This is a genomic window from Limnobaculum xujianqingii, assembly GCF_013394855.1.
In the GTDB taxonomy this organism is placed as follows: domain Bacteria; phylum Pseudomonadota; class Gammaproteobacteria; order Enterobacterales; family Enterobacteriaceae; genus Limnobaculum; species Limnobaculum xujianqingii.
In genome coordinates this window covers 311,389-337,865 of the sequence record NZ_JABMLK010000002.1, presented here as the reverse complement: position 1 = coordinate 337,865, position 26,477 = coordinate 311,389, and the positions used below count along the sequence as shown (strand labels likewise).

Genomic DNA, 26,477 nt, shown 5'->3' with positions numbered 1-26,477 from the left:
ATAAGCCATAAGGCGAAATACAGGGTTTTACCCATGATATTGTTCTTGTCTGGCCTGCTTGTGTATTACTACTCTAAAAGCATCACATTGCCAAAAGACATCACATAAAAGATAGCCAAGGACCAGCTTATTACCATACCGCCGTATATTCATACTGGCAAAAGCATTTTTTCATCATTAAAAAGAAAGTTTTTCAAGCCATTAAGCCGATAACCAGCAGAATAATCGGTCATCCTCCACCTGAGTGTTCCGATTAAAAACCCACACATCAGATAAAACCCAGAAAAAACAAAGGCGCATTACATGCGCCCAGGGTTGATAAAATTATTGGTGGTTTAAACTTTGCATCTAAAAAGAGCCAATCGTCGGGAGAGGGTGCCGTGGGGGTCGACTTGGCGCGAGCCAACGAAGTGCCCGTAGGCAGCCTAGGCCCGACGCACTCCGAGATTATGTATAAATGGTTTTCCGGCCGGGTACAATGTCTATATAAATATGAAGCTCTTACAGCCGGAATATTCTCAGCAGTCAATTGCATAGGTTTTTCAGAAAATTAAATCGCTTTCCTGTCACCACTATTCCCTATACATCATCTCAATTTCATTCTGATAACGACTCAGTATCACCTTACGCCGTAATTTAAGCGTCGGGGTCAATTCCCCCAGCTCCATACTGAAAGCATCTGGCAATAACGTAAAACGCTTCACCTGTTCAAAACGTGCCAATTCCTTTTGCAGTTCATTCAGACGCTGTTCAAACAGTTCCACAATATGGCTATTACGTAATAGCTCCATCCGATCTTTATAAATCAAATTCATCGAACAAGCATACTCTTCCAGACTTACAAAGCAGGGAACAATCAGAGCAGAAACAAATTTACGGGCATCGGCTACAACCGCAATTTGATCGATAAAACGATCCTGTCCTAGTGCTCCTTCAATCACCTGCGGAGCAATATATTTGCCACACGAAGTCTTCATTAAATCTTTAATACGTTCAGTAATAAACAGATTGCCAGACTCATCCAACATGCCTGCATCACCGGTTTTTAACCAACCATCCGCAGTGAATGCCGCAGTACTCTCTTCCGGACGATTATAATAACCACGCATCACAATCGGACCACGCACCTGAATTTCGTTTTCATCACCAATACGAACATCAACACCCGGTAACGGACGACCAATAGAACCAAAACGGAAACCGGTCTCTTCCCAGCAGGATACTGTGGCACAAGTTTCGGTCATACCGTAACCGTAAGTAATGTGCAGTCCTACCGCATGGAAAAACAGGATAATGTTGTCATCCAGCTTGGCACCCGCCGCTGGTAAAAAGCGAATATTTCCACCTAATACGCCACGCAGTTTTTTCAGCACCAGCTTATCCGCCAGACGATGACCTGCAGCCATCAGAGGATTGAGTTTTTTGCCCTGATGAGCAGCCCAGAATTTACGCTTACCGCACCACAACGCGCTATGGAATAAGGCTCGACGATGCCATGGAGCCTGAGCGACTTTGTCATGAATCGCTGAGAAAACTTTTTCATAAAACCGCGGCACTGCGCACATCACGGTAGGTTTTACGTCTGACATGGCTTCACGTACTAAAGCGGTATCACGCAAATAGACGTTTTGAGCGCCAGCATGCATCACATACAGGCTCCAGGCACGCTCAAAAACATGGGATAACGGCAGGAAACTCAGCGAAACATCATCAGCACTAACCGTTAAGCGCTCATCATGCAGGCAAAATTGAGTAGCCAGATTTCGATAATCCAGCATCACCCCTTTAGGTTCACCAGTAGTACCCGAGGTATAGATCAGAGTAAACAGATCGTCAATATCGCGAGCGTCAATACGCGTCTGAAATTCAGCCATTTGACTATCATCAGCTCGTTGACAGAAATCATCCAGATGGATGGCAATATCACATCCATGTAAATCGATGCTGTTATCAAACGCAATGATTCTTTCAAGCTGAGGGCACAGTTCACAAATAGTTAATGCCGCATCCATCTGAGCCTGAGCGCCAACAAACAGCGTTCTGACCTGTGCATCATTAATCACAAAAGCAGACTGTACTGGCGTATTGGTCGAATAAATGGGTACCGCAATAGCGCGTAAATGAAGAATAGATAAATCAGTAATCGCCCAGTTAATACTGTTATTAGCAAAGATAGCAATACGGTCCTGAACCTGCACACCGGTGCTTAATAACGCTCTGGCGGTTTGAGAAATACACTCACCAATTTGCTGCCAACTGAGTGATTTTTCCTGATGTTGATCCCACTCTCTGAATGCAATTCTGCCTGGGTTCTGCTGGATACGATCTTGCACACGCCCAACCGGGTGAAATTGCCTGAGTGTTTGGTTCATAAATGACTCTCATTTTCAGCTTACAGCTGTTCGCTATTTTTATGCTGGGAAGTCTACATTTTCTCGAGTGCGGGTCAATGGGAATTAACTAAATATGCGTGAATGGTTGCAAACTTTGAGCTGAAAATCCCTTAGAAACAGCGTTCTAAAGGATGAATATTTATGAGAGAAACAGAAGTGTCTCAGAGGCGTGTTTAACGCTTACCCGGTAGCATGGCAACAATCAGATTGCGTTTAAGCCAAATCGAAAGGGTTACAACCGCTAAAATATGTAAAATAACCAAAACAGTCACTACATTGACTAGCCAGTAGTGCCATTCATCCACTGGCCAGCGATCCATCAACGCGGTATCCTGAGCCCATCCGCTGAAAGCCACTAATGGTAACAATAACCAAAATAACCAAATGCTGATAGCGCCAATAGGATTGTGCCCCAGAGTTCGGTGAGCCGAGCGCTGGCGCACCTCCTCCAGATGCTGACGTATTGCCGTGCAGGTTGGGACAATAGCCGAAAGACGAGCAGGCCCTTTTGCTCCAGTCATTCCCCATATCAGACGTACAATCACCAATGTAGCAACGGTTAACCCCACGATTTGATGCAGGGTTTTACCCGGTTCAGTAATATGCAGTCGATTGAGCAAAAAACCTAACGCCACGCACCAGTGCGTGGTTCTGACCACCCAATCCCAACGCTGAATCATTTACTTATACTTCTTATGATACTGATCGCGAGTCTGTTTGAACTGTTCTGCCGCCTGTTTGGCCTGATCAAACTTACCGGAATCCGCTAAGGCTGTAGCACTATCAATCTCACCAATTAATGTATCCAGACCATGGCGAAAGTCTTTCATGCTATCGCTATCTTTTGCCTGCCCTTCCAACTTATCAGGAGTGCCTTGCTGTGCTTTTTGCGCCGCCTGCTTCATGGCGGCTAAACTTTGCTTAAATTCATCGGGCGAATCTGTGTTTAATACCGTACGGTAATTTTTGGCAATCAACTTCATTTGATCATCAACACCATTCGCTTGGGTAATAGCACTGGTTGCCAGTACCGTAAGGCCAATTGCCGTCACTAACCATTTCCTCATACATCCTCCTAATAACGCTAAGAAAGTTCAATAAATGACACAACTTTAGTAAGTGTAGTTGCTACCAGGAGAAAGGGGTAACTGGAGGAAAAAAGAATCTGTTAACCATTACATCAAGTTTTTTACTTATCCTTTTTCACTCACCGCGAGCAAACATTTTTTAGTTAAAAACAAAACAACCGTTGACAATAGTTCAGCAATCCAGTATCAATTTACCCCACTACTGAATTTTTTATAAAGAGTACTGAATCGCATGTTTGCATCTATTCGTTTTCTCAGCCTCCTCCTCCTCGCATCTTGTTGCGCGGCTGGCTTGTGGAAGACGAACTGATTAGATTCAGAAAAAACACAAGAAACCCGCGCTACCTGCGCGGGTTTTTTTTTGGCCTCGCAGGAAGTTTTAACCCGATTAAACGATTTAAAAACAGAAGGTACAGAATATGAGCCAGCAAGTAATTATCTTTGATACCACCCTGCGAGACGGCGAACAGGCTTTACAGGCAAGCCTGAGCGTAAAAGAAAAAATGCAAATTGCCATGGCGTTAGAGCGTATGGGCGTAGATGTAATGGAAGTTGGCTTTCCGGTCTCTTCTCCCGGTGACTTTGAATCGGTACAAAGCATCGCCCGACAGATCAAAAATAGCCGGGTGTGCGCATTGGCACGTTGCGTCGATAAAGATATCGATGTTGCTGCAGAAGCATTACGCGTAGCTGAAGCCTTCCGTATCCACGTTTTTTTAGCCACCTCCACCCTGCATATCGAATCTAAACTGAAGCGCTCTTTTGAAGACGTCATGGAAATGGCAATACGTTCGGTTAAAAGAGCCCGTAACTACACCGATGACGTTGAATTCTCCTGTGAAGACGCTGGTCGTACCCCCATTGACAACCTGTGCCGTGTGGTAGAAGCCGCCATTAGCGCCGGTGCCACCACCATTAATATTCCAGATACTGTGGGCTATACCGTACCGCGTCAGTTTGGCAATATCATCGAAACCCTGTACCAGCGCGTACCTAATATCGATAAAGCGATTCTGTCCGTTCACTGTCATGATGATTTAGGTATGTCAGTAGCTAACTCGATTACTGCCGTTCAGGCAGGTGCCCGTCAGGTGGAAGGTACCATCAATGGTATTGGTGAACGTGCAGGTAACTGCGCACTGGAAGAAGTCATCATGGCGATTAAAGTGCGTCAGGACATTATGGGCGTACACACTAACATCAACCATCAGGAAATTTATCGTACCAGTCAGTTGGTTAGCCAGTTGTGTAACATGCCTGTTCCGGCAAATAAAGCAGTAGTTGGTTCTAATGCCTATGCTCACTCTTCCGGTATTCACCAGGATGGCGTGCTGAAAAACCGCGAAACTTACGAAATCATGACGCCGGAATCTATTGGCTTCAGTCAGGTACAATTAAACCTGACCTCTCGCTCTGGTCGCGCAGCGGTGAAACACCGTATGGAAGCCATGGGTTACAGTGAGAATGATTACTCTCTGGACGATTTGTACTCAGCCTTCCTGAAACTGGCGGATAAAAAGGGTCAGGTATTTGATTACGATTTAGAAGCGCTGGTATTCATTCGTAAGCAGCAGGAAGAACAGGACCATTTCGCACTGGATTACTTCAGCGTGCAGTCAGGTACTAATTTGATGGCAACCGCCTCTGTGCGCCTGACCTGTGGTGGTGAAATTAAGTCTGAAGCGGCAACGGGTAACGGCCCGGTAGATGCGGTTTATCAGGCAATTAACCGTATTGCTGACTACCCTATTTCAATTGTGAAGTATCAATTAACTGCGAAAGGTCAGGGAAAAGATGCTTTAGGTCAGGTAGATATTGTTGCTGAGTATGAAGGCCGTCGTTTCCACGGTGTTGGCCTGGCAACGGATATCGTTGAATCCTCTGCTCAGGCACTGGTTCACGTACTGAATCATATCTGGCGCGCTCAACAGGTGGAAATGCAAAAACAACGCCTGGCGCAAACCACTGAGTAATATTTAGATTTTATTTTTAAGCAAACATTAGCTACAACAACATTTGTTGCAACAAAACAACCATAAAGTATGGAGCAATTATGACGCGTTCTTACCACATTGCAGTATTGCCCGGAGATGGCATTGGCCCGGAAGTGATGCAGCAGGCAATCAAAGTACTGGAAGCTGTTCGCCAGCGCTTTAATATTGAAATTACCACCAGTGAATATGATGTAGGTGGTGCTGCCATCGACCGTCACGGCATGCCATTACCCGCAGCAACCGTAGCGGGTTGCGAGCAGGCAGATGCAATTTTGTTTGGTTCTGTTGGTGGACCAAAATGGGAACATCTGCCACCGGCAGAGCAACCAGAACGCGGTGCATTGTTACCTTTACGTAAACACTTTCAGTTATTCAGTAACTTGCGCCCTGCCCGTTTGTATCAGGGTTTGGAAGATTTTAGTCCATTAAGAAGTGATATTTCCCATAAAGGCTTCGATATTCTGTGTGTACGCGAGTTAACTGGCGGCATCTACTTTGGCCAACCTAAAGGTCGTGAAGGTTCTGGCCCACAGGAAAAAGCTTTTGATACCGAGGTTTATCATCGTTTCGAAATTGAACGTATTGCTCATATCGCTTTTGAAGCTGCCCGTAAGCGTCGCGCCAGGGTCACCTCTATCGATAAATCTAACGTGTTACAAAGCTCTATTTTATGGCGTGAAGTGGTCACTGAAATCGCTAAGCAGTACCCGGATGTGGCGCTAAACCATATGTATATCGATAACGCCACCATGCAGATGGTGAAAGAGCCTTCTCAGTTTGATGTTGTGCTGTGCTCCAACCTGTTTGGTGACATTCTGTCAGACGAATGCGCCATGATTACCGGTTCGATGGGAATGTTGCCATCAGCCAGCCTGAATGAAAAAGGCTTTGGTTTATACGAACCGGCTGGTGGTTCTGCTCCTGATATTGCCGGGAAAAATATTGCTAACCCAATTGCGCAAATTCTTTCGCTGTCATTATTGTTGCGCTATAGCCTGAATGCTGACGATGCTGCCAATGCTATCGAAAAAGCAATCAATCAGGCCTTAGAACAAGGTTACCGTACTTCAGATTTAGCCGGTGACGGTAAGTCTGTCAGCACCAGTCAAATGGGCGATATTATCGCTCAGTTCGTCGCTCAGGGGGCATAAAATGGCTAAGACACTGTATCAAAAATTGTACGACGCCCACGTAGTCTACGAAGCGCCGAACGAAACACCTTTATTGTATATCGATCGCCATCTGGTACATGAAGTCACATCTCCACAGGCTTTTGATGGCTTACGGGCAATGAAGCGTCCGGTTCGTCAACCAGGTAAAACCTTTGCCACCATGGACCATAACGTCTCCACGCAAACCAAAGACATTAATGCCTGCGGTGAGATGGCTCGTATTCAAATGCAAGAGCTGATTAAAAACTGCAAAGAGTTCAATGTCTCTTTATATGATTTGAACCATCCTTATCAAGGTATTGTTCACGTTATCGGACCTGAACAAGGTATGACGTTGCCGGGTATGACCATCGTATGCGGCGATTCCCATACCGCTACCCACGGTGCTTTCGGTTCACTGGCGTTTGGTATTGGTACTTCTGAAGTTGAACATGTTTTAGCCACCCAAACCCTGAAACAGGCGCGTGCTAAAACCATGAAAATTGAAGTTCAGGGCGATACCGCAAAAGGCATTACGGCTAAAGATATTGTATTGGCTATTATTGGTAAAATTGGCCATGCCGGTGGTACCGGTTATGTGGTGGAATTCTGTGGTAAAGCCATTGAAGCACTGTCCATGGAAGGCCGTATGACCCTGTGTAATATGGCGATTGAAATGGGTGCTAAAGCAGGTCTGGTTGCTCCGGATAACACCACGTTTGACTATGTAAAAGGCCGTCAATTTGCCCCTAAAGCAGAGCAATGGGATGCCGCGGTCGACTACTGGCGCACCTTGAAATCTGATGACGGTGCTAAATTTGATGCCGTTGTTACCCTGAATGCCGCTGATATCGCACCGCAGGTAACCTGGGGAACAAACCCTGGTCAGGTCATGGCTATCGACCAAAGCATTCCCGACCCAACTTCTTTCAGCGATCCCGTTGAACGTACATCAGCAGAAAAAGCGCTAGCCTATATGGATTTAAAAGCGGGAACCAAACTGACCGATGTGGCTATTGATAAAGTGTTTATCGGTTCATGTACTAACTCTCGTATTGAAGATTTGCGCGCTGCTGCCGCTATTGCTAAAGGTCACAAAGTTGCCGCTGGTGTGGTGGCGATGGTCGTTCCCGGCTCAGGCCCGGTCAAAGCTCAGGCTGAAGCCGAAGGTCTGGATAAGATCTTTATTGATGCGGGTTTTGAATGGCGTTTACCAGGTTGTTCCATGTGTTTAGCCATGAATAATGACCGGTTAGAACCAGGAGAGCGCTGTGCATCAACCAGTAACCGTAATTTTGAAGGTCGTCAGGGCCGCGGTGGACGCACTCATCTGGTGAGTCCGGCAATGGCCGCAGCGGCAGCAATTGCCGGTCACTTTGCCGATATTCGCAAGCTGAGCTAAGGAGACTACAACATGACTAAATTTACTCAACATACTGGCATTGTAGTTCCGTTAGATGCAGCAAACGTCGATACCGATGCCATTATTCCAAAGCAGTTTTTGCAAAAAGTAACCCGTACCGGTTTTGGTCAGCATCTGTTTAACGACTGGCGCTTTCTGGACGATGCAGGTCAAAAGCCAAATCCTGACTTCGTTTTAAATAAGCCACGTTATAAAGGGGCCTCAATTCTGTTGGCTCGAGAAAACTTCGGCTGTGGTTCCTCACGGGAACATGCTCCATGGGCTTTAACGGATTACGGTTTTAAAGTAGTTATTGCCCCAAGTTTTGCTGATATCTTTTACGGAAACTCATTCAATAACCAGCTGTTACCAGTTATCTTAACTGAAGCAGAAGTTGATGAGTTGTTTAAGCTGGTCGCCAGTCAGGAAGGTGTTGAATTTACTGTCGACCTGGAAAACCAACAGGTGATTGCTGGTGGTAAACGCTATAGCTTCAATATTGACGCTTTCCGTAAGCATTGCATGATTAACGGGCTGGATAGCATCGGCCTGACGCTACAGCATGATAGTGCAATTAGCGATTATGAAGCTAAACAGCCAGTGTTTTTGCGGTAAGAGATAGAAACAAACAGGCCAGCAATATGCTGGCCTGTTTGTTTTCGTCTAATGATACAGTCTGGTAGTTCAGTTTTACGTTCTAAAATAGCCAATTGCCGGGAGGGGCTGCCGTGGGGGTCGACTTGGCGTAAGCCAACGACAAACAGGCGAAGCCTGTTTGAACTGCGCTTGCGCTGGCCCGAAGGGTGAAACACCGCAAGGTGTTTCATAACTGCCCGTAGGCAGACCAGGCCCGACACGCACTAAAGCCAAGCACTAACGGTCTTCCGGTCGGGCACAAAAACCAATATAAGAATTTTAGATTTTACGACCGGAATATTCATTGCTGCCAATTTATCTAGTTTATCAACAATCACCAAACAAAATCCCCAATAACAACTATTGATAAAAAAAACGTCTAATCTTTTCAGATATCTTCTTATTGATCTGACAGATACGAGCTTCAGTTAACTCCATCACCAACGCAATTTCCTTCAGGTTCATATCTTCCTGATAATAAAGACGCAAAATGATTTGCTCCTTTTCATCCAGCGAACGAATGGCATCAACAAACATTCTTCGTGTTACTTCCTGATCTTCAATAGAACGACTTTGTAACGCATCACAGTGAGATTCCGGCATTAATAGTTCGTCCAGGCTCTCCATTGCTCTTGCGCCTTCCAGCAACTGATATTCCAGATACTCCTGAGCAGAAATACCTAAAGCACTCGAAATCTCTTCAAAATCTGGCTGTTTACCCAGCTTTTTAGCCAATTCTCTAATCGCGTCATTAAACCGATGGGTCTTCTGACGCAAACTACGTGGTCGCCAGTCAAGTTGACGAAGCTCATCTAAAATCGAGCCCCTGACCCGATGTACTGCATAAGCCGCAAATTGTTCATCGGGTCGGCCATAACGCCTCAGGCTTTCCAGCAATCCCATCAGTGCAATCTGTTCCATATCCTGACGGTCCATAACGCTATTTGCCTGATAAGCCAGTTGATTGACGATTCGTTTTACCAGAGGCAAATAGCATTGCAAGTATTGCCCCTCTTCCTGAGAACTCATTAAAACAGGGGCTTTAATGTTGGATATATTGCGTGCTGTTGTCTGCATGTGGTCTGTTACTCCCTATCAAAAGCTGCTGTTACCCGGTAGTAACATGTCCTTTTGCTTATCCATTTTTAGGGCCAGCAAGCCCGCTGGCATGTGAATGGTCATGTATTCTTTGGTTTGAATAGTCATGACGCTAATGCTTTAAAAATTTCCTGACTTTTCTCTCAGGTTATTCTCTGAGCTTTGTATAGCAATTCACGTGCCAGAAATTATTTTTTTAAAAAACAATCAAATAGATAAATAGGGGAAATGAATTTTCCGGAAAAGGAAGGCTTACCATCCTCCTCATTTCCGGTGGTTTAACTCAGCGATAAGATGAGATGATTAAAAGAGATAATGATGTGAATAAAGATCATCCAATAATCAGGAGAATTTATAGAAGCCATGTATAAAAATTTTAATTCTTTATTAAGAATGCCCACCTTTAAATAAATGAGTATTTCAATAAACTCTATATATGGCTTCACAAGCATTATCTGTCAGAATAATAAAATACCAATTAAAGATATGTGCTCTTTAAAAGACAGCTAAACGTCTTAAAATTTGAAATAATAATTATCATCACTAAGACATTTAATTCACTAATATAACATACACATAAAAAACGCTTTAAACTTAACAATAACAAGTGATAAAATAACAAATAATCAACAATAAAAACATTATCCACACAGAGTTAAAACCCCAAAAAACCATCAATACAAACACAATTAATTAAAACAATTAATTTCATTAATTAAAACAATTAATGAAATTAATTTCATAAAAATCAAATAATTAAATCAAAAATAAATAAATAAAACTTATTTTGTTACAACTATTAATAATGGTTTTTTTTCAAAACAATTGAATGCTTATGATTATTCGCGTAAAAATATAGCCATCGAACATACGATAAATTAGGTAAAGGTTAAAATAAACGTTATACAACTGTCTGAAACCTCCACTTGAGGATTAATAGTTAATCAGACATTTTAGTACCCTTTCGTTTCCCCTGCCTGAATGGAACTCGCAATTGTTTTAATGACAAAACACTCATTGAAACGAAATAATTATTCCTTTGCCTCTCTATATATAATTCTCGATAGCATCACTTACTTAAAATACAACTTGAAAAGGCAAAAATTCATTCACATGAACGTAACTAACACACACTGTTTCATCGACGGCTGGTTAATCGATTACCAACAAGGAGCGATTAACCACAGAGAAACAAAAGACGTTAAACGCCTTGGTGAATATCAGTTAAAGCTACTGGACGTGCTTGCACAACATGCAGGTACCGTACTTTCAAGAGAACAGCTAACTAATCTGGTTTGGGAAAATCGAGTTATTGGTAATAACAGTTTACCAAATGCCATTCATGCACTGAGATCTGCGTTAGATGATAACGGTAAACATCAGCGCATTATTAAAACCATTCCTAAAAAAGGCTACTTGCTGGAAAAAGAGTACTGTCAGTATGAAACCTATGAAATCAGTAACGATGAAGTCCTCCATGATTCTGATATCAAAAATATTGAGCAGATTGAAGATCAATCGATAGAGCATCAGACAGGAACTAAAATTGTTGCTGAAGATTTCTGCCTGGCAGCAGCTCTTAAACAGGAAGAGGTTCCGACTAAGAAACGCAATGTAGGGGCTATTCTGAAAAAAACCAAAAAATATCTTTTTGGGATGGCCGCAATAATGCTGATGGCTTTTGCTTCTGGCAAATTATTATTTAGCTCTCCGGCACCCCTTTCACCACCTGATGGAATGAGCGTGACAAGAGATCAGATTCAGCCTTATGACCATATAATTCTTCACAATGTAGCAAAAAAAGCCACACCAACCAGACAGGAATCTTACAGTGTTCCTGAAAGGCTAAAAGAATCACTAAATAAAATTAACCAGTCTTTGAGTAATACCAAAACCATTATTCATGCTTACTATCGGGCTACGGATTCAATACTGCATTACACCTTCTCAATTCAATCAGCCTGTGAAAATAAAGAGCTCAGCATGAACATTTTTCACTGGCGGGTTAACGGCGAAAAATTAAATACGCTGGTTTATCAGGAAACAGAGAGAAAATTAAATGAACTGGTTACTTGTCATAGCTAACAAATTAAAAATATTATCATTCATTATATTTATCACAGGGTTATGTATTGGAACAACATCTGCCGAGTTACCTGCGATACCGGAATCCGTCAGAATACCATCCTTATCAAATATTGATCTTGAGTCGCAAATTGGTTTTTACGATCTGCTATCTGAAAAAGACGAGGTCTACAACATTCGTCTTTATTCCGGTATTCAGAACCTGTTAGTCAGCATTACCAAACCAACTGATGAGAGATTCATTTTTAAAGGAAAAATGATTCTGGATGAAGAAAATCATGATGATGAATACCCAGATTTTACATTTACACCACTCTATTACTACAGCCCAGAGCACGATGAATTGATTAATAGCGTAATGGACTTTAGTAAACAGCGAAATCTGGCTCTCAGTAGCTATGCCGTAGAAACCAACCAGCTAATCGTTTCTCAGAATGGATTACTATTCGTTTATCCCAATAGCGTCGTTCAGGATAAGATATCCAATGTCAACGGCTCTCCGATTAGTATGATACCGGCACCTAAAAATACGACGGCAAAACGATCCTTTTGGTTCTTCTGAAAAAGATCAAATATCGCCTGAAATAAAAATTCCTGACCAAACAGTTAAAGTTTTAATCAGGTACAACCGCTTAATCTGAGTATGACAAAACCGACACTCACCTGAATAAAACCGGTGAGTGTCGGTTTTCTACGGAGCGTAACAATATACGTTCGATGATAACAGCAGATGGCTTACCTCTGATTAATTAAGCCAAAGGAAGCGTTATGAAAGCGATTCATACTCAAGAAACTCATCCACATTTATTTGATTATCAAAGTAAAAATCGGTCAACCTTAACTAAACAATCGCAAGAAAGTCATAGCATACAAGGCGATGAAGATTCACCTTCACACCTGAAAGAAGCCTTGCGGATACTCGCTATTTTGCCGGAAGTGGATATTCAAAAAGTCACTACTATTAAAGCAGCACTCAAACTTGGAAGAATAGGCGTCAACCCAGAGCACATTGCCAGCACGATCCTGGATTACTATCGGGGTGTGGACAAGTGAAGATGCTACAAGAACAAATTATGGAATTGCTGGCGGAACTTCAGCTCGACCGAAGATCTTATATCAGGCTTATTTTGTTGCTAAAACAGCAGCAGGCTATGATTACCGCACGTAAAACTGATGCAATAGATGAGATTAACCAGCGTATTAGCCATATTTATCATCAGTTGACTCAGTCTGCACAGAAACGTATATCGACACTAAAAAACTTATGCATTCCCCCGCATGACGAAGGCATTTTGTTTTTATTTTCCCGCTTACCCGCCAATCATCATATTCAGGCTAAAGAGTTATGGAACGATATCATGCAACGGATGCATGAATGCAGCAGGCTTAGTGCGCTTAACCATCAGATATTATCCACCCGGGCATAACAGGCTCAGATATAAAACGCTATGATGAAATGCATTCCACATCAATCCCCAGCTTACGCATAGAGGCGAGGCGATAGCGTAACGCTCGGGGAGTAATACCAAGAAATTGTGCTGTTTTGGACTTACTGCCTTTATGCCGTTTCAGCAAGTCCATAATGTATTGGTGTTCAGCCAGACGTCCGCGCGTTTTTAGATTTTTTATTGATTGTTCTGATGGTTCTGAAGCGGAAATCCCCTCTGTGACAACGCTATTATTTAGCCCTAAATCCGCATGCTGAATTAATCCACCATTGCTCATAATAATGCCCCGCTGAATAACGTTCTCCAATTCCCGAACATTACCAGGCCACGCATGGTGTAAAAGTGTTTGTTCAGCGCACTCATCCAAATGGAGAACATCATCAGAGAAAGAACTATATTTACGAATAAAACGTTTAGCTAACGGTAAAATATCTTCCGGGCGTTCCCGCAATGGCAAAATATGAATAGGTACAACCGATAAACGATAGAATAGATCCTGCCGGAAACGTCCTTGTTCAATCTCTGTTTCCAGAACTTTATTGGTAGAGGCAATAAGGCGAATATTTAAAGCAATCTTCTTGTGGCTCCCTAATCGCTCCACTTCCTGTTCTTGTAAAACGCGTAATAATTTAGCCTGCAGCGATAACGGCATATCGCCAATTTCATCCAACAGTAAAGTTCCACCATTCGCCAGCTCAAACTTTCCCGGCATACTATTTACCGCACCAGTAAAAGCGCCTTTTTCATAACCAAACAACATGGCTTCCAGCATATCTTCCGGAATCGCGGCACAGTTTACGCCGACGTAAGGGGCCGCATCCTGACCAAAAGCATGGTGGTGAATATATCTGGCAATACACTCTTTTCCCGTGCCTGTTTCTCCGGTAATCAGCACCGGAACATGGTATTTAGCGATCTTTTTTGCTTGAGAAAATAAATTTAAAGAGGCAGGAGAAATAGCAACAAAGGTGGTGTCACTCGCAGAAGAAACTGGTTTGGGGTGCATAATATTTCACCTGACTAAGATAATTTCCTATCATTCGTTAATCAAGTAACACACTTTAATTTATATATAATTGACCTGTTAACGAATTTTCTTTTTAAATCCAGGTCAGTATACGCACCTCAAAAGCGTTGTTTTACATTAATCAATTATTAATATATTAATTTTTATAAATCATAATGTTGAGTATTAGTTAGCCTTACAGGCTAATTAATTTTGATTATTACCGTACAGCAGAAGATTGATTAAATGATAATCACTATTATTGAAGAATCGCTTTTTATCTTCAAATAATTATAATCAAAAACGAAAAACAGAGAGCCAGGCTCTCTGTTTTACACACAAACTATAATCTAAGATTATTTAGTGAACGCGTCACGGTAATCTTTAGCGATAGATTTGATTTCATCTTTACCTAAAGCAAATCCACCGATTGTGCCGTAAATGCCGCCAACAACTGGACCAACAAAAGCACCAACCAGAGAACCGATCAGACCAAAGCCTAATACGCCGCCACCAGAGCCACCAACTTTAGTACCTAAACCCAGGCCAGTTGAGAAGCCTTCGCCGAAACCAACTAAAGCACCTTCCAGAGCATCAGTAAAGTTTGCAGCCCAAGCACCGCTTACTTGTTCAATTTCACTGTTTTGTAATTCACGCATGATAATTCCCTTTTATAGATATAAAAACCAATCAAAAGCTGATGGTCGAAATAAAAGCCTCGAAGTTCTAAGGCGTGATTATTTTTATCACAAATGATTTTTTTATTTCTATTAATTTAAACTAATTTTATATCATATATAAGACCGAATAATTAATACATTAAAACGGTGCAAGACGGTACTTATAAAAACAACAAATGACAAATACAGCGTAAGTAAAACACCTAAGAAATACTTATTTCTATCAATATACAAATATTATTTAAGCTATAAACCAGAATATATTGATGACAGTTTCTGATAAATATATTTATTATAAATAACTAATAAAAACAAGATAATCCTGACAAGTATCAAAAAGTAGCGAGTTCTGCCTGATAAACCCGCGTAATCACTCTCGCTCTCTATCAGGCTGCCGTCATTTTTAATTTACACACTATGTGATATAAATTTGCCCACAATAAGCAAAAACAACTTTGATAAAATGGGATATCATCTACATTACTCTTTGTTGTTGAATCTGTACCTTCTGCTAACAACAAACTTCATAAGCGTTCATCCCCTAGCCCATATGGGTACTGATAACCAGGCTATCTCCAAAAGAACAGGATGACGTTGCCTGTAAAAAAACAAAAGTAGGAAGAAATCATGGTTGGTCCATTACTAAACAGCGCAGCCGTTTTCATTGGCGGAGGATTAGGCCTTTTTTTAGCACCAGTGATGCCAAAACGTTTGCAAGATGGCCTGCCGGCTGCATTCGCCATGATATCCATTGCCATGGGTGTGGTAATGACGATTAAAGTTCAGCAATTACCCGCTGTTGCACTTGCCCTGATCGTGGGGCTGGCTATCGGTGAAATCTGCTATATGGAAAAAGGCGTGCAAAAGTTTGGCTCTCTGGTGCAACGTGGACTAGCTCGAATTATTCCAGTGCGAAACCATAGCATGACGCCTGAGCTTTACACCCAGAATTTTACCGCATTAATCGTTCTGTTTTGTGCTGGAGGTACCGGTATTGTTGGTGCGCTCACTGAAGGGATGACGGGTAATTATCAACTGCTGGTGGTTAAGTCTATTCTGGATATCTTCACTGCCATGATTTTTGCCACCACCATGGGGGCAGCCGTCATGTCTATCGCTATCCCTCAGCTTTTAGTTCAGGGTACCCTCTATTTTTCTGCTCGCTTGATTATGCCGTATATGACAGAGATTACGCTGGGGGATTTCTCCGCCTGCGGAGGTATTATTATGATTGCCGTTGGATTACGTATTGCTCAGATAAAAACCTTTGCCGTGGTCAACTTCTTACCCGCTTTAATTCTTATTATTCCTATCTCTTTGTACTGGCATAAATTTATGGGCTAATGGCAATTGCCGTTGATAAACCGCCACTGTCTGAAAAGCTGTCAGGCTGTGGCTGAAAGCAGTAATAAATAAGTTAGTATTCACTCCTGATAATAATCCCTTTCCCACAAGCTAAACAGACTCTACAATGTGCCCTTCTCAACGGGGTGCTAAATAAAGCTGAGAATGTGTTCATCGTGTGAAACCACACCAGACCATACCCGTAGAACCTGATCCGGTTAATCCCGGCGGAGGGATTTGAGAGTTTGTTCAGTTTTTTTATCCGCTCGCTGAATAGCTTAAATTACTCAAAGACCTTTGTTTCCGACTAATCTATTTAGGGAAGTGCAAAGTGTTTAAAAAATTCATCACCGCAATCGGGTTTCTTGCCATTTGCCCGTTACTGGCTAATGCGGCAGACAACCGCCCTACTCTAACCGTTTATACTTATGACTCCTTTGCCTCTGACTGGGGCCCTGGCCCAAAGATTAAGAAAGCTTTTGAAGCGCAGTGCCAATGTGAATTGAAACTGGTTCCGCTGGCTGATGGCGTATCATTACTTAATCGCTTAAAGATGGAAGGGAAAAAAAGTACCGCAGATATGGTCTTGGGTTTAGATAACAACTTGTTGGTTGCTGCGAAGCAGTCTGGCTTATTTGTTTCACATAAACTAGATGTAAATGCCCACTCACTAACCTTACCCGGCGGCTGGAAAGACGACACCTTTATTCCCTATGACTATGGCTATTTTGCTTTTGTTTACAATACCGAAAAGCTAAAGACGCCACCAAAAAGCCTGAATGAATTGATTGAAAGCCCTGAGAAATGGCGAGTTATCTATCAGGATCCACGTACCAGCACACCGGGTCTTGGTTTACTACTATGGATGCAAAAAGTCTACGGCGATAAGGCTCCACAGGCCTGGCAAAAGTTAGCAAAGAAAACGGTTACCGTAACCAAAGGCTGGAGTGACGCCTATGGCCTGTTTCTTAAAGGCGAGGCCGATTTAGTCCTCAGCTATACCACTTCTCCGGCCTATCACGTGATTGAAGAGAAAGATAATCGCTACGTTGCGGCTAACTTTAGTGAAGGTCACTATATGCAGGTTGAAGTTGCAGGTATGTTGGCTAATAGCAAACAGCCTGAGTTGGCAGCCAAATTTATGGCTTTTATTATGACGCCAGCATTCCAACAGGAAATTCCAACCACCAACTGGATGTATCCGGTTATTGATATTCCACTACCGGAAGCGTTTACGCAAACAGCAAAACCTGCAGCAACGCTGGAGTTTAGCCCTGAAGATGTAGCACAACACCGTAGTTCATGGATTCAGGCATGGCAAAACGCCGTCAGCCGCTAATTCCCTTCTGGCTTTGGCCGGGTTTGATTGCCGCAACGTTGATCCTCAGCGTTGCGTTCGCTGCTTTTGCTGCGCTGTGGTTTTATTCTCCTGCCGGGGATATCCGGCAGCTATTAAATGACAGCTACCTGTGGCATGTGGTACGTTTTACTTTCTGGCAGGCCTTTTTATCAGTATTGGTTTCTCTGATACCGGCCATTTTTGTTGCCCGGGCACTTTATCGCCGACGTTTTATTGGTAGAACGTTGATGTTGCGCCTGTGCGCAATGACGCTGGTATTGCCGGTGCTGGTCGCTGTTTTTGGCTTACTCAGCGTATATGGTCAACGAGGCTGGCTGGCTAACTTACTAAGCTCCATGGGGTTTGACTATGATTTCTCTCCCTATGGATTACAGGGCATTTTGCTGGCGCATGCCTTCTTCAATTTACCGTTATCGACCCGGCTGCTGCTCCAGTCGCTGGAAGGTATTGCGGTTGAGCAACGTCAGTTAGCTGCGCAATTAGGCATGAACTCATGGCAGCGCTTTCGTTTTGTTGAATGGCCAGCCTTAAAGCGTCAAATCCTGCCAACCGGTGCATTAGTGTTTATGTTATGTTTTGCCAGCTTTGCTACCGTGTTATCTCTCGGTGGCGGTCCTAAAGCAACCACCGTTGAACTGGCCATTTATCAGGCGCTGCATTATGACTTTGATCCTCAACGCGCCGCTTTATTAGGATTAATTCAACTGGTCTGTTGTCTGTCTATTGTACTTCTCAGCCAGCGCCTCAACCCGTCATTACCCGTGGGAAATACCTACGGTCAACAATGGCGAGACCGGCAAGATTCCCAGCTAAGTAAAATAACCGATGGTCTGCTGATTACCCTGACCTTATGTTTGCTGCTTCCACCTCTGATGGCCGTAATATTGGATGGTATTAATAGCGCAGCACTTGAGGTGCTTCAACAAAGCGCAATGTGGCAATCATTATTTACCTCGTTGCGTATTGCTCTGGGTTCCGGGTTGCTCAGCCTGGCGCTAACTATGATGTTATTGTGGAGCAGCAGAGAACTTCGCCTACGCCACAACCCCTGGGGAGCCAGACTCGAAATCAGCGGTATGGTCATTTTGGCTATGCCAGCCATTGTGTTAGCCACCGGTTTCTTTTTACTACTAAACAGCACCACCGGACTGCCAGACTCTGCTGATGGCATCGTAATACTGGTTAATGCACTGATGGCAATTCCTTATGCGTTAAAAGTACTGGAAAACCCGATGCGCGATCTGGGTGAGCGCTATTCTTTACTTAGCTTATCGTTAGGGTTAACCGGTTGGAACAGATTACGTTGGATTGAGTTAAAAGCCCTGAAGCGCCCACTGGCTCAGGCATTAGCCTTTGTCAGTGTGCTGTCGATTGGTGATTTTGGCGTGATCGCGCTGTTCGGCAATGAACAATTTCGCACCTTACCCTACTATCTCTATCAGCAGTTGGGAAATTACCGCAGTGAATCTGGTGCCGTAACGGCCTTACTGTTATTGCTGCTGTGCTTTTTTCTGTTTTCTTTGATTGAACGACTTCCCGGACGTAGCCATGATCGCTCTGAATAAATTAAGCTATCTTTATCCACCGCTATCCATGTGTTTTGACCTGAATATTCAGGCTGGTGAGCGCGTTGCCATTCTAGGCCCCAGCGGGGCCGGGAAAAGCACTTTATTACATCTGATTGCCGGATTCGTCATGCCTGAAAGCGGTAGCTTATGGTTGAACAATATTGAACACAGCCATACGCCACCGGCTCAGCGTCCGGTTTCTATGCTATTTCAGGAAAATAATCTGTTTGCTCACCTTACCGTTGAGCAAAATATTGGATTGGGGCTTAATCCCGGCCTTAAGTTAACGCCAGATCAGCAACAAAGACGGCTGGAGATTTGCCGTCGGGTAGGACTCATTGATTACCTTGACCGTTTGCCCTCTCAGCTATCCGGTGGCCAGCGTCAACGTACTGCGCTGGCCCGCTGTCTGGTCAGAGATAAACCTATCCTGCTTTTAGATGAACCATTCTCTGCGCTCGATCCTGCTTTGCGCTACGACATGTTATCTCTGCTGGAAAGCGTATGTGATGAACAACAGCTCACATTAATGATGGTTTCGCATAATCTGGATGATGCAGCACGTATCGCACCGAGAACACTGTTGGTGGTAGAAGGTAATATCGTTTATGACGATTCAACACAGGACCTTCTCAGTGGAAAATCTGATGCAGCACGCATATTGGGTGTAACCAGCTAAAGCTAAACAGTCCGATTTGGCCTGTCGCCAGATGATCCGGTATTTTTCCGACCAGAATATGCCACCAGCCGGAAAACATCGGTCAGATAATAATCAATAGCAAATATCATCAGAACAGGATGGTCCCTGTGAGGCATTATCCAGTTGAATTAAGCGAGCCTTCTCTTCCTGCACTTTTACCAGAATGTCGCTAAACACATTTGCAGGCTGCGCTCCGGATACCGCATATTTATTATCAAATACAAAGAAAGGTACTGAGGTTATCTTTAACTGTCGGGCAAAGGATTCATCCGTACGAACGCTATCCGCATAACGATCGGAATTTAATACTGCCTTAACTTCGGATGGCTCCAATCCAACTTCATTAGCCAGATTAATCAGCGTATCAATATCCGCCAAATTGAGTCCATCGGTGAACATACCCTTGAACAAGGCCTCACTGGTGGCCTCCATCACACCCTGTTCTGCAGCGTAATGTAATAATCGATGTGCATCAAAAGTGTTAGTTGGTATCAGTTTTTCGAAATGAAAATCAAGTCCGGTCTGTTTTGCCTGCTGAGCAATGTTCGCCGTCATTTCATTGGCTTCAGGTATACTCATGTCATATTTTTCAGAAAGATGAGTATAAATATCTTTTTGTTTTAGCTTTGGTGCACTGGGGTCCAGCTGAAAGCTACGCAATACAATCTCAACACTCTCTTTTTCCGCAAAAGAAACCAGCGCTTGTTTGAGATGATGTTTACCGATATAACAAAACGGGCAGGAAAAATCAGACCATATTTGTATTTTCATAATACTTTTGTCCTTCACGATAATTCTGAGTTAACCGTTGAATAAAAGTGGGGGCAACAAAGCTAGCACCCAATAAATATTTTTAGCATCACGTTATTCCCATTATTTCTGATTAAATGCCCCCAACCCAATGGATACATCTAAAAAACAGGTCATACAGAATATATCGTAGGTCATTACGGCAATTAAAAAGAACATCTCTGCTCTTTAAAGATAGAACAAAACCATTTCATTCCCAATAAAAATGACAATGGATAACAGCTGTATAAATATACATATTAGAATATACTTCTGCCAGCTCGATTCTTTACTGCATTAAACGACTAAAGGTAAGCATACGGTGAATTCAGTTCAACAAGGTTTTATCCTGACTCGTCATTGGCGGGATACCCCTTCAGGCATTGAAATTGACTACTGGCTGGCAACGGACAGTGGCCCACAGCGTATACGTTTACCCTTACAGCAAGCCGTTGCTTTTTCTCCTGCATCCAGTAATGCCCGTATTACTACCTTGCTCTCCTCTGAACGAGGATGGAGTTTGCGTCCGTTGGAAATGCAGGATTTTAGCTGCCAGCCGGTAGATGGATTGTACTGCCGCCAGTATCGCCAACTGCAACGCATAGAAAAGAGTCTGAACGAATCAGGCATTACGCTATATGAAGCGGATATCCGACCGCCAGAACGTTATCTGATGGAACGTTTTATTACAGCTCCGGTCTGGTTTCAGGGGGAACCAGCTGCCGATGGTAGCCTGATAAATGCTCAGATAAAAGCGGCACCTGATTATCGCCCTAACTTAACTACCGTTTCTCTGGATATTGAAACCACAGAACACGGAGAGCTTTATTCTATTGGTCTGTACGGCTGTGGGCAAAAGCAGGTCTATATGCTCGGTCCGGAAAATGGCACACCTCACCAGCATGACTTTAATCTCGAGTATGTCGCCAGCCGTCCCTTGCTGCTGCAAAAACTTAACCAATGGATCGCAGAACACGATCCCGATGTCATTATTGGCTGGAATCTGGTGCAGTTCGATTTACGGGTGTTACAAAAACATGCTGAACGCTATCAGATACCCCTCACTTTTGGCCGGGATAATAGCCCACTGGAATGGCGAGAACATGGTTTCAAACAGGGGCATTTCTTTGCTTCTGCTAGCGGGCGTTTAATTATTGATGGTATTGAAGCACTGAAAAGCGCCACCTGGAACTTTGCCTCCTTTAGTCTGGAAAATGTTTCCCGGGAATTATTAAACGAAGGAAAAGCCATCGATAATCCCTACCAGCGAATGGATGAAATCAATCGCATGTTCAGGGAGGATAAGCCTGCGCTGGCCTACTACAATCTGATGGACTGCGTGCTGGTTACCCGCATTTTTGATAAAACCCAGTTAATGACCTTCTTGTCAGAACGAGCAACCGTCACGGGTTTAGCGGCCGATCGCAGTGGCGGTTCGGTTGCGGCTTTTACTCATCTCTATCTTCCCCGTATGCATCGAATCGGCTATGTAGCGCCTAATTTGGGTACTTTACCGGAAGAGCATAGCCCCGGGGGTTATGTGATGTCTTCCACTCCCGGTCTGTATGACTCAGTGTTGGTTCTTGATTATAAAAGCCTGTATCCCTCTATTATTCGTACTTTTCTCATTGATCCTGTTGGTCTGATTGCCGGAACGCTAAAAGAAGAACAACAGCAAACGGTACCCGGTTTCCGCCATGCCCGTTTTTCCCGAACCACCCACTGTTTGCCCGACATTGTTGAGCAAATATGGCGTGGACGCGAAGAAGCTAAACGTTCCGATAATAAACCGCTATCTCAGGCGCTAAAAATTATCATGAATGCCTTTTATGGTGTGTTAGGTTCCAGCGGCTGCCGGTTTTTCGATCCTCGTCTTGCCTCATCTATCACCCTGCGTGGTCATGAAATCATGCTGAAAACTCGTGAGTTGATTGAACAACAGGGATATCAGGTCATTTACGGAGATACTGATTCAACTTTCGTCTGGCTCAAAAAAGCCCATACTAACCAACAGGCTAACCAAATAGGGCGAGAGCTGGTTAAGCATGTCAATCTGTGGTGGCAAACCATGCTCAAAGAGGAGATGGGCCTCGAGTCAGCACTTGAACTGGAGTTTGAAACTCACTTTAACCGCTTCTTAATGCCAACTATTCGTGGGGCTGAACAAGGCAGTAAAAAGCGTTATGCTGGCCTGATCTCAAGCGATAATGGCGATAGTGAGATCATTTATAAAGGCATGGAAACGGTACGGACCGACTGGACTCCATTAGCACAACATTTTCAGCAGCAGTTGTACTCCTTGATATTTCACAATCAGCCTTATCAGGAATTTATCCGCGATTATGTGGCAAAAACCCTCAATGGCGAATTTGATTCGCAGTTGATTTACAGTAAGCGACTGCGCCGACGGCTGTCGGAATACCAAAAAAATGTACCACCACATGCCAGAGCCGCAAAACTGGCCGATGAATATAATCAGGCCCACGGCCGCCCCCTGCAGTATCAAAACGGGGGGACCATTCGCTATTTAATTACCCTACAGGGCCCGCAACCGCTGGAAAACCTACAGTCGCCTATTGACTATCAACACTATATTTCTCGCCAGTTAGAACCAATTGCAGATGCAATATTGCCATTTATGCACGATAATTTTGATTCACTGGTTACTGGTCAAATGGGGTTGTTTTAACGCCCGTCGATCATTACCATAGCGCCCTTGCTCCATACCCCTAAAAATCATCGTAATAATTGACTACGTTGTGTTCCATCGTTTCCCGATGGCAACCTTGGGGTAAATGTTAATTAATGAGAAGCCGATAAATATATGCCCTTTACTTTAGGTCAACGCTGGATTAGCGATACGGAAAGTGATTTAGGACTAGGAACAGTCGTTGCGCAGGATGCCCGAACCGTAACTTTATTGTTCCCTGCCATTGGGGAGAATCGGCTGTATGCAAAAGCTGACTCTCCGATAACCCGCGTCATGTTTAATCCGGGAGATACCATAACCAGCCACGAAGGTTGGCAGTTACTGGTTGACAGCGTTAAAGAAGAAAATGGCGTTCTGACCTATATCGGTCGTCGTCTTGATACCAATGAAGAAAATAGCACCCTGCGGGAAATCATGCTGGATAGCAAACTGACTTTCAGCAAACCACAGGACCGTCTGTTTGCTGGTCAGCTCGATCGTATGGATCGTTTTAGTCTGCGTTATCGGGCAAGAAAATATCAAAGCGAACAGTATCGTATGCCGTGGAGTGGCCTGACAGGTATACGCGCCAGCTTAATTCCCCACCAATTACATATTGCCAATGAAGTTGGTCATCGCCATGCACCACGTGTTTTGCTGGCGGATGAAGTAGGTCTGGGAAAAACTATCGAAGCCGGGATGATTATCCACCAGCAATTGCTGGCGGGTCGGGTTGAGCGAGTGCTGATTGTGGTACCTGAAACCCTGCAACACCAATGGCTGGTTGAAATGCTACGTCGCTTTAACCTGCATTTTTCTCTGTTTGATGAAGAGCGCTATGCGGAAAGCCGTCAGGACTTCGATAACCCATTTGAAACTGAACAACTGGTTATCTGCTCCCTGAATTTCGTTTGTCAAAGCAAACAGCGCCTGAACGATCTGGTTGAAGCTAACTGGGACCTGCTGGTGGTCGATGAAGCCCATCATCTGGCGTGGAGCGAAGAGGCACCAAGCCGCAACTATCTGGCGATTGAACAACTGGCCCAGCATACGCCCGGCGTGTTATTGCTAACGGCAACCCCGGAACAGCTGGGACAAGAGAGCCATTTTGCCCGTTTGCGACTGCTGGACCCGGATCGTTTCCACGATTATCAGGAGTTTGTTGACGAACAGCAGAAATATCGCCCGGTTGCTGACGCAGTAAGTTTATTAGTCAGCGGCGATATGCTGGACGATCGGGCGAAAAACTCCCTGAGTGAATTAATCAGCGAGCAGGATATCGAGCCGTTATTAAAGGCAGCGAATCTTGACAGCGAAGAGAATGAATCAGCCCGTACCGAGCTGGTTAATATGCTAATGGACCGCCACGGTACCAGCCGTGTCCTGTTCCGTAACACCCGTCAGGGTGTGAAAGGCTTCCCTATCCGCTATTTGCATCAAATAAAACTGCCTCTGCCAACTCAGTATCAAACCGCGTTTAAAGTCGCGAAAATCATGAATGGCAAAAAGCCAATTGATACTCAGGCCCATGACATGCTTTATCCTGAGCAAATCTTCCAGAATTTTGAAGGGGATAGCGTCAGCTGGCTGAATTTCGATCCACGCGTTGAGTGGCTGATGGAATACCTGAAGCAAAATCGCAACGAAAAGATTCTGGTGATTTGCGCCCAGGCCGCAACCGCTTTACAGCTTGAACAGACGCTGCGTGAGCGTGAAGGTATCCATGCTGCCGTATTCCATGAAGGCTTATCCATCATAGAACGTGACCGCGCTGCCGCCTGGTTTGCCTCTGAAGAAAATGGTGCTCAGGTTCTGCTGTGTTCTGAAATAGGCTCTGAAGGCCGCAATTTCCAGTTTGCCAGCCGGTTAGTGATGTTTGACCTGCCGTTTAATCCGGATCTGTTAGAACAGCGGATCGGTCGTCTGGACCGTATCGGCCAAACCCGCGACATCCAAATTATCGTGCCTTATCTGGAAAACACGGCGCAGGCTATTCTAATCCGCTGGTTCCATGAAGGCTTAGATGCCTTTGAACACACCTGCCCAACCGGGCGTCCGGTGTACGATGCAGTGCATGATGAGCTAATGACCTATTTGGCTGAACCCGCAGAGCAAGCAGGCTTTGATGACTTTATCCAGCGCTGCCACACAAAACATTTAAGCCTGAAAGCGCAGTTGGAAAACGGTCGTGACCGACTGCTGGAAATGAACTCCAACGGTGGAGAACGGGCTCAGGCACTGGTTCAGGCCATTGCCGAACAGGATAACAATGTCGACCTGATAGGCTTCACCATCAACCTGTTTGATATTATTGGTATCAATCAAGAAGATGACAGCGATAACCTGATGATTCTTACCCCATCTGACCATATGCTGGTGCCGGATTTTCCGGGGATCCCACAAGATGGCTGCACCATTACTTTTGACAGAGAAAAAGCGCTGTCGCGGGAAGATGCACAGTTTATCAGTTGGGAACACCCGATTGTGCGTAACGGCCTGGATTTAATTCTGTCAGGTGATACCGGAAGTTGTGCCGTTTCATTATTGAAAAATAAAGCTCTGCCTGTTGGTACCATGCTAATGGAACTGATTTATGTGGTTGAAGCGCAGGCACCAAAGAACTTGCAGCTTACCCGTTTCCTGCCGCCAACCCCAATTCGCCTGATGATGGATCGCAAAGGAACCAACCTTGCTGCACAGGTAGGTTTTGAAAGCTTTAACCGTCAACTTAGCGCAGTAAATCGCCATACTGGCAGCAAGCTGGTTAACGCGGTACAGAAAGATATTCATGAAGTGCTGCAAATGGCAGAAACAGAGATCGCTAAACAGGCTCAAGCCTTGATTGATGGCGCCAAGCAGGAAGCTGATGATACCCTGACGCTGGAATTTAATCGTTTGAATGCGCTGAAAGCCGTCAACCCCACGATTCGTGATGACGAACTGCAAGCCATTGAAGATAACCGTCAGCAAATCCTCGACTGCCTGCAGCAAGCCAGCTGGCGGCTGGATGCAATACGCATGATAGTTGTTTCTCATCAATAACGAT

The 26,477-nt window shown here is 44.2% G+C and carries 21 protein-coding genes and 1 riboswitch; of the genes, 14 read left to right on the top strand and 7 right to left on the bottom strand.

The window, feature by feature from the left end; translation table 11 throughout:
* Window positions 1–572 precede the first annotated feature (572 nt).
* The 3 genes from GOL65_RS15340 to cybC form a co-directional block, all read right to left on the bottom strand.
* Complete coding sequence (locus GOL65_RS15340) at window positions 573–2,372, bottom strand: AMP-dependent synthetase/ligase (RefSeq protein ID WP_140919547.1); 1,800 nt, start codon at window positions 2,370–2,372, stop codon at window positions 573–575.
* A 194-nt stretch (window positions 2,373–2,566) separates the two neighbouring features.
* Entirely contained in the window at window positions 2,567–3,073 is a 507-nt protein-coding gene (locus GOL65_RS15335) for a cytochrome b/b6 domain-containing protein (RefSeq protein WP_179038446.1), read from the bottom strand.
* The gene (gene cybC / locus GOL65_RS15330) at window positions 3,074–3,460 is read right to left on the bottom strand and encodes a cytochrome b562 (RefSeq protein WP_140919545.1); all 387 of its coding nucleotides are present in this window, start codon (window positions 3,458–3,460) and stop codon (window positions 3,074–3,076) included. It abuts the gene before it with no gap.
* Between the two features lie 440 nt (window positions 3,461–3,900).
* On the opposite strand from cybC, the gene leuA reads away from it, so the two are divergent.
* The 4 genes from leuA to leuD all read left to right on the top strand — a co-directional run bounded on the left by leuA (window position 3,901) and on the right by leuD (window position 8,643).
* The gene (gene leuA / locus GOL65_RS15325; RefSeq protein WP_179038445.1) at window positions 3,901–5,454 is read left to right on the top strand and encodes a 2-isopropylmalate synthase; all 1,554 of its coding nucleotides are present in this window, start codon (window positions 3,901–3,903) and stop codon (window positions 5,452–5,454) included.
* A gap of 80 nt (window positions 5,455–5,534) precedes the next feature.
* Complete coding sequence (gene leuB / locus GOL65_RS15320; protein ID WP_140919543.1) at window positions 5,535–6,626, top strand: 3-isopropylmalate dehydrogenase; 1,092 nt, start codon at window positions 5,535–5,537, stop codon at window positions 6,624–6,626.
* 1 nt (window position 6,627) lies between these two features.
* Window positions 6,628–8,028, top strand: coding sequence for a 3-isopropylmalate dehydratase large subunit (leuC, locus tag GOL65_RS15315; protein ID WP_140919542.1), 1,401 nt, complete (start codon window positions 6,628–6,630; stop codon window positions 8,026–8,028).
* 12 nt (window positions 8,029–8,040) lie between these two features.
* Complete coding sequence (leuD, locus tag GOL65_RS15310) at window positions 8,041–8,643, top strand: 3-isopropylmalate dehydratase small subunit (protein WP_140919541.1); 603 nt, start codon at window positions 8,041–8,043, stop codon at window positions 8,641–8,643.
* 381 nt (window positions 8,644–9,024) lie between these two features.
* Here leuD and GOL65_RS15305 read toward each other — a convergent pair whose 3' ends face one another.
* Window positions 9,025–9,741, bottom strand: coding sequence for a FliA/WhiG family RNA polymerase sigma factor (locus GOL65_RS15305; RefSeq protein WP_179038444.1), 717 nt, complete (start codon window positions 9,739–9,741; stop codon window positions 9,025–9,027).
* A gap of 1,134 nt (window positions 9,742–10,875) precedes the next feature.
* Between GOL65_RS15305 and GOL65_RS15300 the strand changes: the two genes are divergently transcribed.
* The 4 genes from GOL65_RS15300 to flgN all read left to right on the top strand — a co-directional run bounded on the left by GOL65_RS15300 (window position 10,876) and on the right by flgN (window position 13,274).
* Complete coding sequence (locus GOL65_RS15300) at window positions 10,876–11,847, top strand: winged helix-turn-helix domain-containing protein (RefSeq protein ID WP_140919539.1); 972 nt, start codon at window positions 10,876–10,878, stop codon at window positions 11,845–11,847.
* The gene (locus GOL65_RS15295) at window positions 11,822–12,409 is read left to right on the top strand and encodes a hypothetical protein (protein WP_140919538.1); all 588 of its coding nucleotides are present in this window, start codon (window positions 11,822–11,824) and stop codon (window positions 12,407–12,409) included. The genes GOL65_RS15300 and GOL65_RS15295 overlap by 26 nt, the downstream gene beginning before the upstream one ends.
* A 206-nt stretch (window positions 12,410–12,615) precedes the next feature.
* Window positions 12,616–12,900, top strand: coding sequence for a hypothetical protein (locus tag GOL65_RS15290; protein WP_140919537.1), 285 nt, complete (start codon window positions 12,616–12,618; stop codon window positions 12,898–12,900).
* A 2-nt stretch (window positions 12,901–12,902) separates the two neighbouring features.
* Window positions 12,903–13,274, top strand: a complete 372-nt coding sequence (flgN, locus tag GOL65_RS15285) for a flagellar export chaperone FlgN (protein ID WP_228398122.1) — start codon at window positions 12,903–12,905, stop codon at window positions 13,272–13,274.
* A gap of 19 nt (window positions 13,275–13,293) precedes the next feature.
* Here the strand turns inward: flgN and GOL65_RS15280 are convergent, their stop codons facing one another.
* Together GOL65_RS15280 and GOL65_RS15275 are read right to left on the bottom strand one after the other, a co-directional pair.
* Complete coding sequence (locus GOL65_RS15280; protein WP_140919535.1) at window positions 13,294–14,301, bottom strand: sigma-54 interaction domain-containing protein; 1,008 nt, start codon at window positions 14,299–14,301, stop codon at window positions 13,294–13,296.
* A gap of 356 nt (window positions 14,302–14,657) precedes the next feature.
* A complete protein-coding gene (locus tag GOL65_RS15275) occupies window positions 14,658–14,960 on the bottom strand; it encodes a DUF5862 family protein (RefSeq protein ID WP_140919534.1) in 303 nt (100 codons plus the stop codon).
* Window positions 14,961–15,608: 648 nt separating this feature from the next.
* On the opposite strand from GOL65_RS15275, the gene GOL65_RS15270 reads away from it, so the two are divergent.
* The 4 genes from GOL65_RS15270 to thiQ all read left to right on the top strand — a co-directional run bounded on the left by GOL65_RS15270 (window position 15,609) and on the right by thiQ (window position 19,932).
* Window positions 15,609–16,325 carry a DUF554 domain-containing protein gene (locus GOL65_RS15270; RefSeq protein WP_140919533.1) on the top strand — a complete coding sequence of 239 codons (717 nt, stop codon included), beginning with the start codon at window positions 15,609–15,611 and terminating at the stop codon, window positions 16,323–16,325.
* Window positions 16,326–16,457: 132 nt separating this feature from the next.
* Window positions 16,458–16,579: riboswitch (TPP riboswitch) on the top strand.
* Between the two features lie 77 nt (window positions 16,580–16,656).
* The gene (thiB, locus tag GOL65_RS15265; protein WP_407657508.1) at window positions 16,657–17,664 is read left to right on the top strand and encodes a thiamine ABC transporter substrate binding subunit; all 1,008 of its coding nucleotides are present in this window, start codon (window positions 16,657–16,659) and stop codon (window positions 17,662–17,664) included.
* Window positions 17,640–19,250 carry a thiamine/thiamine pyrophosphate ABC transporter permease ThiP gene (thiP, locus tag GOL65_RS15260; RefSeq protein ID WP_140919532.1) on the top strand — a complete coding sequence of 537 codons (1,611 nt, stop codon included), beginning with the start codon at window positions 17,640–17,642 and terminating at the stop codon, window positions 19,248–19,250. The genes thiB and thiP overlap by 25 nt, the downstream gene beginning before the upstream one ends.
* Window positions 19,234–19,932: a thiamine ABC transporter ATP-binding protein ThiQ gene (thiQ, locus tag GOL65_RS15255; protein WP_140919531.1), complete on the top strand. Its 699-nt coding sequence runs from the start codon at window positions 19,234–19,236 to the stop codon at window positions 19,930–19,932. Before thiP ends, thiQ begins: the two co-directional genes overlap by 17 nt.
* A gap of 93 nt (window positions 19,933–20,025) precedes the next feature.
* On the opposite strand, the gene GOL65_RS15250 is transcribed toward thiQ, so the two are convergent.
* Window positions 20,026–20,724, bottom strand: a complete 699-nt coding sequence (locus GOL65_RS15250; protein WP_140919530.1) for a DsbA family oxidoreductase — start codon at window positions 20,722–20,724, stop codon at window positions 20,026–20,028.
* 340 nt (window positions 20,725–21,064) lie between these two features.
* On the opposite strand from GOL65_RS15250, the gene GOL65_RS15245 reads away from it, so the two are divergent.
* The gene (locus tag GOL65_RS15245; RefSeq protein WP_140919529.1) at window positions 21,065–23,431 is read left to right on the top strand and encodes a DNA polymerase II; all 2,367 of its coding nucleotides are present in this window, start codon (window positions 21,065–21,067) and stop codon (window positions 23,429–23,431) included.
* A 135-nt stretch (window positions 23,432–23,566) separates the two neighbouring features.
* Window positions 23,567–26,473, top strand: coding sequence for an RNA polymerase-associated protein RapA (rapA, locus tag GOL65_RS15240; RefSeq protein ID WP_140919528.1), 2,907 nt, complete (start codon window positions 23,567–23,569; stop codon window positions 26,471–26,473).
* Window positions 26,474–26,477 lie beyond the last annotated feature (4 nt).

Excerpts from the sequence above, each read along its gene's own strand:
- GOL65_RS15340 (WP_140919547.1), bottom strand. The coding sequence starts at position 2,372 with ATGAACCAAACACTCAGGCAATTTCACCCGGTTGGGCGTGTGCAAGAT.
- GOL65_RS15335 (WP_179038446.1), bottom strand. The coding sequence starts at position 3,073 with ATGATTCAGCGTTGGGATTGGGTGGTCAGAACCACGCACTGGTGCGTG.
- cybC (WP_140919545.1), bottom strand. The coding sequence starts at position 3,460 with ATGAGGAAATGGTTAGTGACGGCAATTGGCCTTACGGTACTGGCAACC.
- leuA (WP_179038445.1), top strand. The coding sequence starts at position 3,901 with ATGAGCCAGCAAGTAATTATCTTTGATACCACCCTGCGAGACGGCGAA.
- leuB (WP_140919543.1), top strand. The coding sequence starts at position 5,535 with ATGACGCGTTCTTACCACATTGCAGTATTGCCCGGAGATGGCATTGGC.
- leuC (WP_140919542.1), top strand. The coding sequence starts at position 6,628 with ATGGCTAAGACACTGTATCAAAAATTGTACGACGCCCACGTAGTCTAC.
- leuD (WP_140919541.1), top strand. The coding sequence starts at position 8,041 with ATGACTAAATTTACTCAACATACTGGCATTGTAGTTCCGTTAGATGCA.
- GOL65_RS15305 (WP_179038444.1), bottom strand. The coding sequence starts at position 9,741 with ATGCAGACAACAGCACGCAATATATCCAACATTAAAGCCCCTGTTTTA.
- GOL65_RS15300 (WP_140919539.1), top strand. The coding sequence starts at position 10,876 with ATGAACGTAACTAACACACACTGTTTCATCGACGGCTGGTTAATCGAT.
- GOL65_RS15295 (WP_140919538.1), top strand. The coding sequence starts at position 11,822 with ATGAACTGGTTACTTGTCATAGCTAACAAATTAAAAATATTATCATTC.
- GOL65_RS15290 (WP_140919537.1), top strand. The coding sequence starts at position 12,616 with ATGAAAGCGATTCATACTCAAGAAACTCATCCACATTTATTTGATTAT.
- flgN (WP_228398122.1), top strand. The coding sequence starts at position 12,903 with ATGCTACAAGAACAAATTATGGAATTGCTGGCGGAACTTCAGCTCGAC.
- GOL65_RS15280 (WP_140919535.1), bottom strand. The coding sequence starts at position 14,301 with ATGCACCCCAAACCAGTTTCTTCTGCGAGTGACACCACCTTTGTTGCT.
- GOL65_RS15275 (WP_140919534.1), bottom strand. The coding sequence starts at position 14,960 with ATGCGTGAATTACAAAACAGTGAAATTGAACAAGTAAGCGGTGCTTGG.
- GOL65_RS15270 (WP_140919533.1), top strand. The coding sequence starts at position 15,609 with ATGGTTGGTCCATTACTAAACAGCGCAGCCGTTTTCATTGGCGGAGGA.
- thiP (WP_140919532.1), top strand. The coding sequence starts at position 17,640 with ATGGCAAAACGCCGTCAGCCGCTAATTCCCTTCTGGCTTTGGCCGGGT.
- thiQ (WP_140919531.1), top strand. The coding sequence starts at position 19,234 with ATGATCGCTCTGAATAAATTAAGCTATCTTTATCCACCGCTATCCATG.
- GOL65_RS15250 (WP_140919530.1), bottom strand. The coding sequence starts at position 20,724 with ATGAAAATACAAATATGGTCTGATTTTTCCTGCCCGTTTTGTTATATC.
- rapA (WP_140919528.1), top strand. The coding sequence starts at position 23,567 with ATGCCCTTTACTTTAGGTCAACGCTGGATTAGCGATACGGAAAGTGAT.